The sequence below is a fragment of the Streptomyces sp. GbtcB7 genome, assembly GCF_019091445.1.
Lineage (GTDB): Bacteria > Actinomycetota > Actinomycetes > Streptomycetales > Streptomycetaceae > Streptomyces > Streptomyces mirabilis.
In genome coordinates this window covers 14,170-28,917 of the sequence record NZ_JAGXJM010000007.1, presented here as the reverse complement: position 1 = coordinate 28,917, position 14,748 = coordinate 14,170, and the positions used below count along the sequence as shown (strand labels likewise).

Annotated in this window: 13 protein-coding genes; 7 read left to right on the top strand and 6 right to left on the bottom strand. The window is 69.0% G+C overall.

The annotated features are described in order from the left end of the window. Positions 1–24 precede the first annotated feature (24 nt). The 4 genes from KVT44_RS13495 to KVT44_RS13485 form a co-directional block, all read right to left on the bottom strand. Positions 25–2,466 (bottom strand): glycoside hydrolase N-terminal domain-containing protein, encoded by a 2,442-nt coding sequence (locus KVT44_RS13495; protein ID WP_217567233.1) that lies wholly within the window; start codon positions 2,464–2,466, stop codon positions 25–27. A 162-nt stretch (positions 2,467–2,628) separates the two neighbouring features. Then, positions 2,629–3,456, bottom strand: coding sequence for a sugar phosphate isomerase/epimerase family protein (locus KVT44_RS58020; protein ID WP_308313993.1), 828 nt, complete (start codon positions 3,454–3,456; stop codon positions 2,629–2,631). Then, complete coding sequence (locus KVT44_RS58015) at positions 3,453–4,136, bottom strand: aspartate/glutamate racemase family protein (RefSeq protein WP_308313991.1); 684 nt, start codon at positions 4,134–4,136, stop codon at positions 3,453–3,455. The genes KVT44_RS58020 and KVT44_RS58015 overlap by 4 nt, the downstream gene beginning before the upstream one ends. 110 nt (positions 4,137–4,246) lie before the next feature. Further along, positions 4,247–4,960, bottom strand: a complete 714-nt coding sequence (locus KVT44_RS13485; protein WP_217567231.1) for a FadR/GntR family transcriptional regulator — start codon at positions 4,958–4,960, stop codon at positions 4,247–4,249. 522 nt (positions 4,961–5,482) lie between these two features. Between KVT44_RS13485 and KVT44_RS13480 the strand changes: the two genes are divergently transcribed. Further along, positions 5,483–6,790 (top strand): MFS transporter, encoded by a 1,308-nt coding sequence (locus KVT44_RS13480; protein ID WP_308313990.1) that lies wholly within the window; start codon positions 5,483–5,485, stop codon positions 6,788–6,790. Further along, entirely contained in the window at positions 6,787–7,446 is a 660-nt protein-coding gene (locus KVT44_RS13475) for a fumarylacetoacetate hydrolase family protein (RefSeq protein WP_217567418.1), read from the top strand. Before KVT44_RS13480 ends, KVT44_RS13475 begins: the two co-directional genes overlap by 4 nt. Before the next feature lie 75 nt (positions 7,447–7,521). On the opposite strand, the gene KVT44_RS13470 is transcribed toward KVT44_RS13475, so the two are convergent. Next, entirely contained in the window at positions 7,522–8,328 is an 807-nt protein-coding gene (locus tag KVT44_RS13470; protein ID WP_217567229.1) for an IclR family transcriptional regulator, read from the bottom strand. A gap of 148 nt (positions 8,329–8,476) precedes the next feature. Between KVT44_RS13470 and KVT44_RS13465 the strand changes: the two genes are divergently transcribed. From KVT44_RS13465 to KVT44_RS13450, 4 genes are read left to right on the top strand one after another with little or no spacing between them, the layout of a single operon-like run. Next, positions 8,477–9,778 carry an enolase C-terminal domain-like protein gene (locus KVT44_RS13465; RefSeq protein WP_308313989.1) on the top strand — a complete coding sequence of 434 codons (1,302 nt, stop codon included), beginning with the start codon at positions 8,477–8,479 and terminating at the stop codon, positions 9,776–9,778. 45 nt (positions 9,779–9,823) lie between these two features. Further along, positions 9,824–10,597, top strand: coding sequence for a ribonuclease activity regulator RraA (locus KVT44_RS13460; RefSeq protein WP_217567227.1), 774 nt, complete (start codon positions 9,824–9,826; stop codon positions 10,595–10,597). After that, positions 10,597–11,127, top strand: coding sequence for a nuclear transport factor 2 family protein (locus KVT44_RS13455; protein WP_217567226.1), 531 nt, complete (start codon positions 10,597–10,599; stop codon positions 11,125–11,127). Before KVT44_RS13460 ends, KVT44_RS13455 begins: the two co-directional genes overlap by 1 nt. Beyond that, complete coding sequence (locus KVT44_RS13450) at positions 11,124–12,323, top strand: mandelate racemase/muconate lactonizing enzyme family protein (protein ID WP_217567225.1); 1,200 nt, start codon at positions 11,124–11,126, stop codon at positions 12,321–12,323. The genes KVT44_RS13455 and KVT44_RS13450 overlap by 4 nt, the downstream gene beginning before the upstream one ends. Before the next feature lie 693 nt (positions 12,324–13,016). Here the strand turns inward: KVT44_RS13450 and KVT44_RS13445 are convergent. Further along, positions 13,017–13,655: a TetR/AcrR family transcriptional regulator gene (locus KVT44_RS13445; RefSeq protein ID WP_217567224.1), complete on the bottom strand. Its 639-nt coding sequence runs from the start codon at positions 13,653–13,655 to the stop codon at positions 13,017–13,019. A gap of 137 nt (positions 13,656–13,792) precedes the next feature. Between KVT44_RS13445 and KVT44_RS13440 the strand changes: the two genes are divergently transcribed. Beyond that, positions 13,793–14,740 (top strand): MBL fold metallo-hydrolase, encoded by a 948-nt coding sequence (locus KVT44_RS13440; protein ID WP_217567223.1) that lies wholly within the window; start codon positions 13,793–13,795, stop codon positions 14,738–14,740. The last annotated feature ends 8 nt before the right edge of the window (positions 14,741–14,748 follow it).

Sequence of the window (14,748 nt, the reverse complement as noted above, 5' to 3'; positions counted from 1 at the left end):
CACGGGCCGCGTGCCGGCTCGCCCTCAGCCGGGCAGGCTGATCCGAACGTGGACCTTTTTCCTCGCGGGCAGAGCCAGTTCGCGCGCGTGGGTCCCGAGTTCGGATGCGCGCACGACAGCATCGGCTCGGATCGAGCCGATGCCGCGCCTGCTGATCAGGGTCGTCGTACGAGCCCGCTCAGTGCGCAGTACCGCCCTCACCTCGCGTTTCCCCAGATCCCAGCTCAGCTCCTCGACGGTGACTCCGTCGCGGCCCCGGATGCCCCGCAGCGTGCCCTTGGGCCAGGCGTCGGGCAGGGCGGGCAGGAGTTCGGTGACGCCGGGCCGGGAGTAGGCCAGGGCCTCGACGAGCACGGCCGGGATGGCGTTCGAGGCATCGGCGTTGAAGATGTCGAGGTTCGGGTTGTGGGAGGTCATCAGGGAGCGGAAGAGCATGTTCTTGCCGAGGATACGGGCCAGGTTCTCCTCGACCTTCGGGCCGTCCTTGACGCGGGCGGCGACCAGGGCCCGGTGCAGGCTGCCATGGGCGGCGTACGAGGTGTCGGCGCGGCGGGCGACGAGCGTGGCGCGGGTCGCCTCGACCAGGTCCGGAGTGTCCTCCGGGTTGATCTCGTGCAGTGGCCAGGCTCCGTAGAGGTGGCTGACATGGCGGTGGTTGTGGCGCTCGTCGAGTCCGGGCCAGGACCATTCGGCGATCAGTCCGTCCTCGGTGAGGCGATACGGCGGGATCCGCTCCAACAGCTTCGACCAGCGCTCCGCGCCCTCGCCCGCCCCCTGTTCCACGTCCAGCTTCTTCGCCGCCCAGATCGCGGACCGAAGGGCGTGGCGGCCTGCGGCGACATCGCCGGTGGCGTTGACGGCGAGGTAGCGACCCGTGTTGGCGGGGACGTTCTCCATCGAGAACGAAGGTACGAAGACGGCGTTGCCGTCGGTGTCGGTCCGGGTGAGGAAGTCCTCGTAGAACAGGGCGAGTTCGAGCAGCAGTGGGGCGAGAGTCCGGCGCAGGAACCGCTCGTCCCGGGTGACCTGGTAATGCTCGAGCAACGGCAGGAACAGCCAGTCGGCGCCCCCGGTCCAGGCATGGCCCGGCCAGGCGGAGTGAAAGTGGAACATGAAGCCGTTCTCGCCGTCGGTGCGGGAGGGGGCAAGGAAGCCGCGCGCCCCGTACAGGCGCCGGGCGTTGGTGCGCCAGTCGTCGATCTGACCGAGGACCAGGTCGACGTACCCCTGGAAGGGCTCGGCCAGGTCGCCGAGATTCGCGGCCGCGACCTGCAAGTTGACGTTGGCGTCGGTGGTGAAGTCGCCTGCCCAGGCGGCCTTCCAGCCGCCGGACCAGATGCCGGTCAGGCGCGGCGGCAGCACACCGGACGAGGACACGAAGTGATAGCGGCCGACCGCGAACAGCCGCTCCAGCAGGGCTGGATCAGGCACGGACGGGTCGGCGTTCTGGCGGGCGATCAGCCGGCTGGTGGTCAGGGCACGGTCGGCGGCGGTGCCGCCGAGGTCGAGAGTGGTGCGGTCGTACAGCTCGCGGTGCACGCGCGCGTGCGGGGCGAGCAGGGTGTCGTATCCGGCGCGCGGTACCGCGAGTGCCCGGTGCACGGGGCGGGAGTCCCAGCCGTCGGCGGTGTCGTAGCGGCCGAGCTTCGACAGCAGCAGCACCCGGGAAGCGTCGGTGATCTCGACAACGCCCTCGCGGGCTGTCACCCCGCCGCCCTGGGCGATGATCCGGGTCACGCCCTCGAAGCCGTGCGCGCCGAGGTCCGCGGGATAGGTGCCGCGAAGGGTGAGCCAGCCTTCTCCCGCCGCCACGTCCGAGGTGGTGGTGAACGAGACCGTGCCGGGCACGTCGGCCAGCGTGGGGTCGGCACGGACTGTCAAGTCGATCGTGGCGCCGCGGGGCGGCAACAGTTCATGCACCGCGATGCCATGCGCACGCGACACGAAGGCCCGGCGTCTCCAGGTGCCGGCCGAGTCACTCCAACTGGTGGTGATCTGACCGGTGCGGAAGTCCGTGGTACGCAGGTAGTCCTGGTACGAGACATGGTGCGGGCTCTCAAGCACCAGCTGGTGACTCGGGTGGTAGGTCTGTGTCCACTTGATCGTCCAGCCGGGCGGGGAGAACGCCGACTGCGCTGCCCGGTAGTTGCCTGCCAGCGCGAGATCGCGGACGTTCTCCAACAGGTCGGCGGTGACCGGCGGCTGTTGGTCGCGGGTGCCGTTGGGCAGCACGAGGCGGTGGTGGTTGAGGACGACCTTCTCGCTCGCGGGCGCGCCGTAGACGGTGATTCCCGTCTCCCCGTTGCCGCTGAGGAAACCGTCGGTCCACGTGGTGGCGGGGGCCTCGTCGTGGACTCCCCAGCGCGGAGGCCTGGGGGACCCGACGGCACGGGCGTTGGCCGTCGGCCAGACCGCGGGTGTCGCGGCTGCCGCTGTGGCGGTGGCGAGGAACTGGCGTCTGTTCACGTGTTCTCCCAGGCGTGGGGACAGGAGCGCAGATCGTCGTGAATCGATTCACGACAGGGTCCCGATCCCCCGAACCGGTGCCGAACAAAAGGCGTTCACGTGTCGAAAGTTTTCGGGTGCCCGTGGATGGTGGATGCGACCCCGTCCGCCGCCGCAGTGTGGTCAGGCGAATGCCTTGCGCAACGTCTCCAGAGAGCGTTCGGCCGCCTGGGCGCTGGTGGGAACCTGATGGTGCTCCATCGTGATCCAACCGCTGAACCCCGTACGGCGGAGTGCCCCGAGCAGCGCGTCGAAGGCGAAGTGACCGCTGCCGAGCGGTCCGCGGCTGTGGCTGTCCGCCAGCTGTACGCAGGCGAGCCAGTCGGCGTTCGCGTCGACGGTTTCGGCGAAGGGCTCGCCCTCGGCAGCCATGTGGTGGGTGTCCAGCACCAGGCCGATACCGGGTTCGCCGACGTCGGTGGCGAACGCCCGTGCCTGGTCTGCCGTGGTGAGGAAGTCGGTGTTCGCCCGGCGCTGCGGTTCCAGCAGCAGGCGGCTTCCCCTCGCGGCGAGGTGGCCGGCGAGATCGCGTACGGACGCCAGCGCCCAGACTCGCTGACGTTCCTCCAGCCCAGGCGCGAAACGGCCGCGGGCCTTGCCCAGCGTCATCGGGACACCCAGCTCCGCCGCGAGATCAGCCGTGGCTGTCAGCCGCCTCAGTGCTCGGCAGCGCACTTCGGGATCCGGGTCGATGAGAGTGAGACCGTCCTCGCCGTGCACGGGGCCGGTCGCGATGGCCGCGATCCGTACCCCGGTCGCGCCCGCCACGGCCTGAAGCCGCTCGGCGGATCGCGGACCGGGTTCGCGTACCTGCACCTCGACGGCTTCGTAGCCGAGTGCCGCGACCTCGGCCAGCGCCTTCGCGTAGGGGGACTGGTGGCCCAGGGCGGCCGGCGAGCTGCAGTCGTCGGAGGAGACGGTGTACGCGATGGGCCAGGGCAGCTCGGTCACGCCTCGGAACCGATCAGGGCGGGGGAGTCGATGAGATCCCTTCGCAGCGCCTGGGCGGCAGCGCCGGCGCCGCTGAGTACCGGAACGCCGAGCATGGCCCGCAGAGCGGTGGCGGCCGGAGTGAGGGAGTACTGGGCGAGCAGCACCACGTCGGCTCGCTCGGTGCGGGCGGCCTGCGCCAGGACCGTCGCCAGCTCCTCGGGGTGGCCGATCGACGCCGCCTCTTCGCAGAGCACCGTGCCGATCTCGGGGCCACCGCGGAACTCGAGCTTGAGCGCTTCCAGTTGTTCCACGGCCGCCGGTACGGCGGGGGGAGTGGAGGCGAGCACCAGCAGACGGCCGACGGGCATGCCGAGCGCGGCGCGGAACATGGCCTCGTCGGCCTTGTAGACCGGCTTGCCCCACAGACGCCGGGCCGTGTCGACCACCGGCCCGTACGACGAGCATGTCAGGAGCAGCCCGTCCGCCCCTTCCTGGAAGACGTGGTCGATCAGGCGCAGCATGCGGCGGCGCAGACCAGGGCCGAGGCCACCGGCGGACCGCGCGTCTTCGAGCAGCCGGTCGTCCAGCAGGTTCCACACCACGGCCTCGGGAAAGACCTCGGCGAACGCCTGGTTGGCGATCTCCGCGCCGGACGGAACGGCATGGATCATGGCCACCACGGGCCGATTCTGCGTCACCGGGACCTCCCCACTCCATGCGGCGGCGCACAGGTGGCCGCGCAACCGCCAGCCTAGGGAGCGTCGGTCAACCGGTCAACCGGTTGCTGAATATGGATACCGCTGCCTGGTCAGCCTTCCTGCTCCAGGGCGGTGAGTAGCCGCTGGGTTGCTCCTTCCATGTGCCGCGCCATGGCATTTCGGGCGGCTGGTGCGTCGGCACGCTTGACCGCCTCGAAGATCGGAACGTGATCGTCGTACGCGATCTTGCGACTGCGGGTGCTGCCCGTGCGGTTGATCCAGCCGCGTTGCACCATCGCTCGCATCCCCTTGAGCATGTCGCGCAGTACGACATTGCCGCAGACGTCGGCGACAGCGGCGTGGAAGGCCATGTCGGCCTCGGGGAACGCGTCGTCGGCGCAGTCGCGCATCTCGGTGAGCCGCTTGCGCAGCAGTTCCACGCCTGCCTCGTCACGCTGCTCGGCCGCGAGACCGGCTACGAGTACTTCGAGTTCCGCGCGTGCCTGAAGCAGGTCCCTAGAGCCGCGCTCGCCGAGCACCAGACCCAGTTCGAACAGCCGGTAGAGGACATCCGAGTCCGGCCCACGGAAATATGTACCGCTGCTCTGCCGGATCTCCAGCAGGCCGAGGAAGCCCAGCGACTTGATCGCCTCGCGCACGGTCGGCCGGTTCACCCCGAGCATCTCGGTGAGCTGTCGCTCGGAGGGAATGCGCTGGCCGGGCTCGACCTCGCCGGACATCAGGTAGTCGATCAGTCGCCGGGACACCTCCGAGGCCAGGGGCTCCCGTGGTTCCACCTTGATCCTGGAGAGTTCGGTGCTCATCGCGTCGCTTTCTGATCGGCTGCGCGCCGGCCCGGTCGTCGAAGGAGCGCTGGACGCGGCGGTGCAGCGATCGTACTGCGAAGTGATGAACCGGTGGTCCGGTCATCCGGGGCAGCTGCTTTCCCGGCTGCTTTCCCGGCGCGGCGATGTCTCCCGGGCGCGCGTTCGTCGACCTCGACAGGGTGCGGGAGGGCGGGGGCCTCCGCTCCGCGGCGCGACAGGAACGCTGTCGACCTGCTCACGCGCCGGACCGCCGCCCCGGCCTGCCGGGGCGCCGCCTGGGCTCCGGGGCGAGCTTCGCCGTCCCGCGCCCGAGTCTCGTCCGATCTCTTGACACCTCCCAGGCCCCCTCCTACGTTGACCCGTGCCAATAAACGGTACACATTCCCAATCGTTGGGACGCGAGGAAGTGGCCGCAGTATGAACTCCCCAGCAGAGAACAAGCCGTCGCCAGGCGCATCCCCGTCGCGGGACATCCGAGAGGCCGCGGTGCACAGCGCCGCGTCGAAGATTCTCCGGCGCGTGGTGCCGGTTTTCGCGATCATGATGATGTGCAACCAGCTCACCCGCTCGAACATCGGCTACGCCCAGGAGCACCTGGAGGCCGACCTCGGCATCGGGGCAGCCGCCTACGGCCTCGGTGCCGGGCTGTTCTTCATCACCTACATGCTCTGCGAAGTCCCCTCGAACCTGCTCATGGCGCGGTTCGGCGCCAAGATCTGGCTCTCCCGGATCTGCGTCAGCTGGGGCATCGTCTCCGCCTGCACCCTCTTCGTGCAGGGCCCGGTCAGCTTCTACGCGCTGCGCTTACTGCTCGGTGCCGCTGAGGCCGGGTTCGTGCCGGCCGTGCTCTACTACTTCTCCACCTGGCTGCCCAACGACTACCGGGGCCGCGCCAACGCCCGCTACGGCGTGGGTGCGCTGGTGGCCTTCTCTGTTTCGGGTCCGTTGTCCGGGCCGTTGCTGGGCATGGACGGCGTGCTGGGGCTGCACGGCGGGCAGTGGATGTTCCTCCTGGAGGGCCTGCTCTCGGTGGGCATCGGAGTCTTCGCCTTCTTCTGGCTGGACGGCCGGATCGAGGACGTGACCTGGCTGACCCGTCAGGAGAAGGCCGCCCTGACCGAGGCCGTCGAGGCCGAGGAGAAGGCGGCGGTCGAGATGTACGGCGAGGGCAAGGCGTCCTTCTGGAGCGTGCTGCGTGACCCGAAGATCGCCCTCTTCGTCTTCATCTACTTCGCGACCCAGATGTCCATCTATGCCAACACCTTCTGGCTGCCGTCGATCGTCGGCGACATCCCGGGCACCAACGCGGTCACGGTCGGACTGCTGTCCTCGCTGCCCTGGTTGTGCGCGATGGTGGCGATGTTCGGCCTGGCCCGCGTAGGCGACCGCACCAGTCGGCGCAAGCCCATTCTCGTCGGCCAGCTGCTGGTCGCGGGCATCGGCACCCTGACCGCCGCGTTGGTCTCGCCCTGGTGGGCACTGGTATGGCTGTGCGTGGCAGCCATGGGCTTCAAGTCGATCAGCCCGGTCTTCTGGCCGATCGTGCAGCGCACCGTGAACCCGATGACGATCGGCGTCGCCATCGCCGTCATCAACTCCGTCGCCAACCTCGGCGGGTTCGTGGCACCGTTCGGCTTCGGCCTGGTGAAGGAACGTACCGGCAGTACGGAATGGGCGCTGATCGCCCTCGGCTGCCTCTCCTTCGTCGCGGCCGTCGCCTGCCTGTGGGTGCGGGACAGGGAAGACGCCACGGCGGATTCCGCCTCGAAGTCTCTAGGAGAAGGAATGGGTCCCATCAGTCGGGAAACCGCGGAGCCGGCCCGATGACGGGCGGACGGCTGCGGCCGGGCACGATCTTCGGCATCGGCCTCAACTACGCCGACACCATCCGGGAGATGGGACGGGAGACGCCGACGACGCCGTATCTCTTTCCCAAACTGACCTCCAGCGTCATCGGCGACGGCGAGGCGATCGTCATCGACACGGAGATCACCAGCCGTGTCGACTGGGAGAGCGAACTCGCCGTCGTCATCGGCGAAACGGCCCGCGACGTTCCGGCCGCGGAGGCGCTGGGCATCGTGCGCGGTTACACCGTGGCCCAGGACGTCTCCGCGCGCGACCTGCAGGAGGCCGACGGGCAGTGGGTGCGCGGCAAGGGCCTCGATACCTTCTGCCCGCTCGGACCCGAGGTCGTACCGGCCGCCGATGTGCCCGACCCGCAGCAACTCGCCGTCCGCACCTGGCTCAACGGCGAACGGGTGCAGGAAGGTACGACGAAGGACATGGTCTTCACGGTGGCTGAGCTGATCGCCTACCTCAGCTCGTTCTTCACCCTCCGGCCCGGTGATGTCATCCTCACCGGCACACCCTCGGGCTGCGGGGACTTCCGTACACCGCGGATGGCGCTGAAACCCGGCGACGTACTGGTCTCGGAGGTCGAGGGGATCGGCCGACTGACCAACCCCGTGGTGGCGAAGACATAGACCGCACGAGAAGTTCTGTACGACGCGGCGTGGGATCCGGCAGGAGCCGTCTCCGGCCGGAACCCCGCGGTGTCCTCAGGCCTTCGGCGGCACGTACCCCAGCCCCGCCGAGAGATCGGCGCACACCTTCGCGACCACCGGCCCGTACGTGGCGATGGCCGGCTCCATTCGCTCGGCCACGCCCGCCACGCTGATCGCGGCCACCGGAAGTCCCGTGTGGTCGTGGACCGCTGCCCCGCAGCACACGCTCGAAGCGTCGAACTCCCTGATGTCCTGGGCATATCCGCGCTCGCGCGTGCGTACGACCTCGGCGTGCAGGTCGGAGACGGTCGCGGCGGTCACCGGGGACTCGGACGAACGGACGAGCTCCACCAGTGTTTCTTCCAGTCGAGGCTCGGGCAGCGCGGCGAGAAAGGCGCGCCCCAGTGAGGTGATGTGCATGGGGCGGGCGGCACCCAGTTCGGCGGTCACGGCGGACGGGCGCGGGCCGCGCTCGCGGTGGATGAAGACCATCGACAGGCCGTTGGGCACGGCGAGGCTCACGGTCTCCTGGGTCAGGTCGACCAGCTTGCGCAGAGCCGGGGTCGCGGCGTCCAGCAGATTGGTCGAGGCGACGGCGGCGTTGGCCAGACGCATCGCCATGGGACCGAGCCGCAGATGACCGCTGACCGGGTCAAGACTCAACCAGCCCTGCGCACGCAGCCGTTCGACCAGACGGTACGCCGTCGAGCGGGAGAGGCCGAGGTCCTTGGCGAGCTCGACGGTCGTGGAGCTGCGCGCCCGCGAGAGGTGGTCGAGGATCGCGAGGCCGCGGTCCAGCGCGCCCGGACCGCGCTCCGCGGCGGCGGACGCATCGGCCGCCGCGTCGATTGCTGCCTTCATGGTGAACGCGCCTCCCGCTTTCCAGCTCGGCAAGAATCCCAGTGGATGAGACTACCTTCCCCTTGTGCGGCCCGGAAGTCCATTGCTAGATTCATCGTGTTCATTCATTGGGACAGTGAACTACTGAATGAGACAGAGAGGGTTTCCCGTGTCTCTCACGGCCCCCGCAGGCCCCCGCATTGCGGACATTCGCCTCACCCCGATCCTGATCTCCGATCCGCCGCTGCTGAACATCGCCGGAGTCCACCAGCCGTACGCTCCCCGTCTGATCGTGGAGGTCGAGACGGAGACCGGCACGGTCGGACTGGGCGAGACCTACGGCGACGGCGCCTATCTCCGGCTCGCCGCCGAGCTCGCTCCTCAGCTGAAGGGCCACCCGGTCGGCGAGATCAACGCCATCCTCCAGATCGGCAAGGACCCCTCGGGCAGCCATGTCGTCGACCCCAATCCGGACGCCTCCGGCTACCGCGGACTGCTTACCACCGAGAAGATGCGGCTCTCCGTCGTCTCCGCGTTCGAGGGCGCCGCCCTGGATGCCTACGGCCGTGAACTGGGCGTCCCTGTCCACCAGTTGCTGGGCGGCAAGGTCCGTGACCGGGTCGAGTACTCCGGTTACCTCTTCTACAAGTGGGCCGCCCAGCCGGGCGCCGAACCCGACCCGTGGGGCGAGGCCGCCGACCCCGCGGGCGTCGTCGAACTGGCCCGGAAGTTCCATGCGTACGGCGGCTTCCAGTCCTTCAAGCTGAAAGGCGGCGCCTTCCCGGCGCTGGAGGAGGCAGCTGCCGTCAAGGCGCTTGCCGCCGCTTTCCCCACCCACCCGTTGCGTCTCGACCCCAACGGCGCATGGTCCCTGCGGACGGCGGTCAAGGTCGCCGAGGAACTCGACGGCGTCGTCGAATACCTGGAGGACCCCACCGCACGGCTGGAGGACATGGCCGAACTGCGCCGTCGCACCGGAGCGGTCCTGGCCACGAACATGATCGTCACGGCGGTCGAGGAGATCGGGCCGGCCTTCGGCCTCGACGCCGTGCAGGTCGTGCTCTGCGACCATCACTTCTGGGGCGGGCTGCTGGCCACTCGCGACCTCGCCGCCGTGTGCCGGACCCACGGGCGTGCCGTGTCCATGCACTCCAACACCCATCTGGGCATCAGCCTTGCCTCCATGACACAGGTCGCCGCCACGGTCCCCGGCCTCCAGTACGCCTGCGACACCCATTACCCCTGGCAGGCGATGACCGGTGAGGACGTCATCACCGAGCCGTTCACCTTCGACGAGGGGTGTGTCAAGGTCACCGACACCCCCGGCCTCGGCGTCGAGCTCGACCGCGACATGCTCGCCCGGCTGCACGAACGCTGGCAGAAGAAGCCCCGGATGCGCGAGCGCGACGACATCGCCGCGATGCGCGCCGTACACCCCGGCTACGAACGCCCGACGCTGCCGAAGTTCTGACCGGCCCTCGCCCCCGACCGGCTCACCTCTTACAGGAGTTACGTCATGTCCGCCGTGTACGACAGCAAACTGCCGCCGCTCGACCGGGACGTCCGGGACAAGCTCACCCGCGTTTCGACCGCCACCCTGGCCACCCGCCTTTTCGCCCTCGGCCTGCGCCAGCAGTTCCTGGTCGGTGTGAGCCCCCTCAATCCCTCCCTCGACGGGTTCGTCGGCGAGGCGTTCACCATGCGCTTCATTCCGGCCCGGGAGGACATCGACACACTCGATTCCCTGCACCAGGAGGACAACCTGCAGTGGCTGGGTGTCGAATCGCTCTCCGACGGCCAGGTCCTGGTCATCGACAGCCGCTCCGACGTCAGTGCCGCGTCCGCCGGCGACATGCTGGTCACCCGTGCCCTGCACCGCGGGGCGGCGGGGGTCGTCACCGACGGAGCGTTCCGTGACGGGCACGTTCTCAAGACCCTGCCCCTGCCCACGTACTCCCGCACGGTCACCGCCACCACCCGGCTGACCAGCTTCCATGTGGCCGACCTCCAGGTGCCCATCGGCTGCGCGGGCGTGGCCGTCTATCCCGGCGACATCCTGGTCGGCGACCGGGACGGCGTCATCGTCGTCCCGCGCCATCTGGTCGAGCGGACCGCCGGCGAGGCGCTGGAGCAGGAGGAGCTGGAGGCCTGGCTGCACCACCGCGTCCACCAGGGCGAGCCATTGCTGGGCGGCCTCTACCCGCCGAACGAGCAGACCAAGAAGGAGTACGCCGACTGGAAGGCCGCGCAGGCGCCTGCGGCGAGTGAACACAAGGAGACCGCGCACTGATGAAGCACTTTGCCACGCTTGTGGAAAGCGAACGTCGGGCCCGTATGGAGCAGACGATCCGCACCTACTTCGACGGCTGCAATGAGGCGGACGTCGAGAAGATGGCCGGCTGTTTCACCCACGACGCCGTCCACTACTTCCCCCCTGGTCTTGACGGCCCCTGGAAGGGTGCCCACACCATCGCCGGGAACTGGCGGCACCTCGTACTGACCATCGGCTCGGCCTGGACCATCGACCGGCTGATCACGGACCCCGCCTCGAACCAGGCCGTCATCGAGTGGACCCACTACAAGACCGCGCTGAACGGCTTCCTGCGCGGCGACGAATGGTACGCCTTCGACGACGAGACCGGTCTGATCACCGAGATCCGCGCCTACTACGCCTCCCGCGGGGACGGCCGGGACCACATCGAACTTGAGGGCTTCGACTACGAGAGCCGTGGTTACCACACGACGTGCCCCGTCCCACGCCCCCACAAGGACGCCGCGCACAGCAACCCGCGCCACACCGCCGAGGAGACCGTCGCATGACCACCACCAGCGAGCGATCCGTCGCCCCCGCCGACTCCGTCGCGTTCAAGCCCTGGGCCCAGGCCCCTGGTGAGGCGACCACCGACCGCATCACCGGTGTCCGTCTCTCCCTCGTCAACCTCCCCCTGCACACGCCGATATCGGATGCCAAGGTCCTCACCGGGCGGCAGAAGCCGCTGACCGAGATCGCCTTCCTCTTCGCCGAGATCAGCACCGAGTCCGGGCACCACGGCCTGGGTTTCGGCTACTCCAAGCGGGCCGGCGGTCCCGCCCTGTACACCCACGCCAAGGAGATCGCACCCGAACTGATCGGCGAAGACCCCTCCGACATCTCCCGATTGTGGTCCAAGCTCATCTGGGCGGGCGCCTCCATGGGCCGCAGTGGCGTCGCCGTCCAGGCACTCGCCGCCCTCGACATCGCCCTGTGGGATCTCAAGGCCCGACGTGCCCGACTCCCGCTCGCCAAACTGCTCGGCGCCCACCGCGACTCCGTCCCCGTCTACAACACCTCCGGCGGCTACCTGTCCATGCCGATCGAGCAGGTCCTCGACAACGTGGACCTCGCCCTCGCACGCGGCGTCGGTGGCATCAAACTCAAGGTCGGCTCGCCCGAGCCGAGTGTCGACCTGGAGCGGGTGCGCCGCGTCCGCGAGCACATCGGCGACGGAGTGCCGCTGATGGTCGACGCCAACCAGCAGTGGGACCGTCTCACCGCGATCCGCATCGGCCGTCGGCTGGAAGAGTTCGACCTCACCTGGATCGAGGAACCCCTCGACGCCTACGACGCCCAGGGCCACGCCGATCTCGCCGCCACCCTCGACACCCCCATCGCCACCGGCGAGATGCTCACCAGTTTCGGCGAACACGCCCAGCTGATCGAGGCCCGGGCCTCGGACTTCGTCCAGCCCGACGCCCCACGCGTCGGCGGCATCACCCCGTTCCTCCAGATCATGCACCTCGCCGACTACAAGGGCCTCGCCCTCGCCCCGCACTTCGTGATGGAGATCCACGCCCATCTCTCCGCCGCCTACCCGCGCACCGCCTGGGTCGAGCACTTCGAATGGCTGGAGCCGATGTTCAACGAACGGCTGGAGATCACCGACGGCCGCCTGAGTATCCCCAACCGTCCCGGACTCGGGCTGTCCCTGAGCGAGCAGGCGGCAGCCTGGACGGCCGAGAGCACTGAACTGGGGTAACCGCGAGGGGTGGTGCGGCACGTCACCATCACCGGCAGGCAGGCCGCGGTGACGACAGGGCGTATCCAGGAGTCCGCCACCGCCGGTCTCGTCGATCCACGTGGAGGCGGCGGCCCATGAGCCGAACGTGCTGCTGTAGGCGGTGGTGCCGCCGGTCGTGACGGAGGTGTTGTCGACCGTGACCAGGTCGCCGACGCCACCGACGTTCGATTCGACGCGGACCCCGGTGAGGCCGGAGGTGCCGGTGGTGTCGGCGGCGAGCAGGGTGGTGTCGCGGTAGAGCTTGATCTCGCCCGCGACGTTCTTGCTGGGGTCGCCGGCGGCCGGGCCGATCATGACGTGGTGGCTTTCCGACGGTCGCGGTGGCGCTGCTCAGGCTTACGCCGGTGGCGATGGTGGTGCCGTCGAAGGCGAAGCTTACGGTGGCTCCGGCGTCGGTCGTGGAGTGATACGCACCGAGGTGGTCGCCGGTGGCGGCACTCTAGTTACCGGTGTAGGCGATCAGTCGCGCTCGTGGTCCCGGAGGACCGGCCCGGTGATCCGAAGCCAGCGGTGGGCTCGTTGACCAGGGGCGGCTTGGGAGCCGCGTCGTGGCGAGGCATCCTGGCCCGGAGATGACGTCCGGACATCGCTCGACAAGCGGGTGGGTCGTCGCCCCCGGCGCCCGGGGCCGGGTCTGGCGCGAGATGTCGTTCAGGGTGAGGTTGAGGTGAGGATGCCCAGCAGGATGATGTCGAGCGCGGCGTCGAGGCGGCCGGTGAGGTCGAAGGGCGGTGGCTCCTCGCGGATCCAGCGCAGAACGGTGGAGAAGTAGCAGGCCGCGAGCAGGGTGCCCGCCTGGTCGGCGGCGACCTCGGGCCGGATCTCGCCGCGCCGCTGCCCTTCTTCGGCGATCTTGGTGAGTTCGATTTCCAGTGACGGATCCTGCAGCAGCCGGCCGAATCGTGCCGAGGCGCCCATGAGGACCGTGGTCTCCGCGCGGGAGGCGACGTTGAGTTCGCCCATCTCTCGCAGGTAGCGCCTGAGGCGCTCACCGACCGGCAGGTCCTCGGCGTGCTCCTGACCGAGGATGGCCGCGACCCGGGAACGGCGGCGGGCTCCCCACTCCTCAAGGAATCCCACCTTTTGAGAGAAGTGGTTGAAGACGGTGGCCCGGGCGACATCGGCGGTGTCGGCGATCTCCTCCATGGTCGTCGCCTCGAATCCCTGGGCCACGAACAGCCCCACCGCCGCTTCGTACAGCTTGTCATGCACCTGGCGACGCTTGCGCTCCCGACGCCCGGGAGCGGGTGCGTCGCTTGAGGGGACGGCTCCGGCGTCCGGGATCTTCATGGCCTCCAGTAGAACACAGCGCTGCACACCTCTTGACCTCATCCACAGAAGGAATCTAGATTCCGGACCATTGATGGATGCGAGTCCATCAATCGATTCTGATCTCGCGATGTCGCGGGACGTGGACAGGAGGCAGCGTGGCTTCCGTACTCCCCATGGCGGGCCGTGTCGAGGTAGGCGGGGGCTGTCATGCGTGGCTCCCGAACCGGGGCGGCTGGGGCATGAGCAATGCCGGCCTGGTCGCAGGCCGGGGCGAGTCCCTTCTCGTCGACACCCTCTACGACCTGCGGTTGACCCGTGTGATGCTCGACGCGCTGGCACCGGTGACCGCCACCGCCCCCATCTCGACCGTGGTCAATACCCACGGCAACGGTGACCACTGGTTCGGCAACCAGCTGGTGGCCCACGCCGAGATCGTCACGGCCAGCGGGTCACTGGCCGACATGCGGCAGGTCGGCCCGGCCGAGATGCGGCAACTCGCCGCCGCTCAAGGTCTCACCGGGCGGTTCGCCCGCCGGATCTTCGGAGCCTTCGACTACGCGGGCATCGAGCCCGTCCTGCCGAACCGGGTCTTCGACGGAGAACTGGTGCTGGACGTCGGCGGCACGGAGGTCCGTCTGATCGACGTGGGTCCCGCCCACAGCGCCGGAGACACCATCGTCCACGTGCCGCAGGTCCGGGTCGTCTACACCGGCGACATCGTGTTCGCCGGCTCCACTCCCGTCGTGTGGCACGGGCCGTTCGCCAACTGGCTCGCCGCCTGCGACCTGCTCCTCGGTCTCGACGCCGACACCATCGTGCCCGGACACGGACCGGTCACCACCAAGAAGGCGGTCCGGGACATCCGCGACTACCTCGAACACGTCCACGAGCAGGCCACCGCCCGGTTCACCGCCGGAATGCCCGCCATGGACGCCGCACGTGACATCCGCCTCGGGCGCTTCGCCGAGCTGGACGAGAGTGAACGGCTGGCCGTCAACGTGCACACCGTCTACCGGGAACTCGACCCCTCCCTGTCCCCGCTCGACGGGCCCGGCCTGTTCGGCCGTATGGCCGAACTCGCCTGCTCTCACTCCGGTTTCTGATTCACCGG

Bases quoted from the DNA above. Each gene is read 5' to 3' on its own strand.
- KVT44_RS13485 (WP_217567231.1), bottom strand. From the start codon at position 4,960: ATGAGCACCGAACTCTCCAGGATCAAGGTGGAACCACGGGAGCCCCTG.
- KVT44_RS13475 (WP_217567418.1), top strand. From the start codon at position 6,787: ATGACGGGCGGACGGCTGCGGCCGGGCACGATCTTCGGCATCGGCCTC.
- KVT44_RS13470 (WP_217567229.1), bottom strand. From the start codon at position 8,328: ATGAAGGCAGCAATCGACGCGGCGGCCGATGCGTCCGCCGCCGCGGAG.
- KVT44_RS13460 (WP_217567227.1), top strand. From the start codon at position 9,824: ATGTCCGCCGTGTACGACAGCAAACTGCCGCCGCTCGACCGGGACGTC.
- KVT44_RS13455 (WP_217567226.1), top strand. From the start codon at position 10,597: ATGAAGCACTTTGCCACGCTTGTGGAAAGCGAACGTCGGGCCCGTATG.
- KVT44_RS13450 (WP_217567225.1), top strand. From the start codon at position 11,124: ATGACCACCACCAGCGAGCGATCCGTCGCCCCCGCCGACTCCGTCGCG.
- KVT44_RS13445 (WP_217567224.1), bottom strand. From the start codon at position 13,655: ATGAAGATCCCGGACGCCGGAGCCGTCCCCTCAAGCGACGCACCCGCT.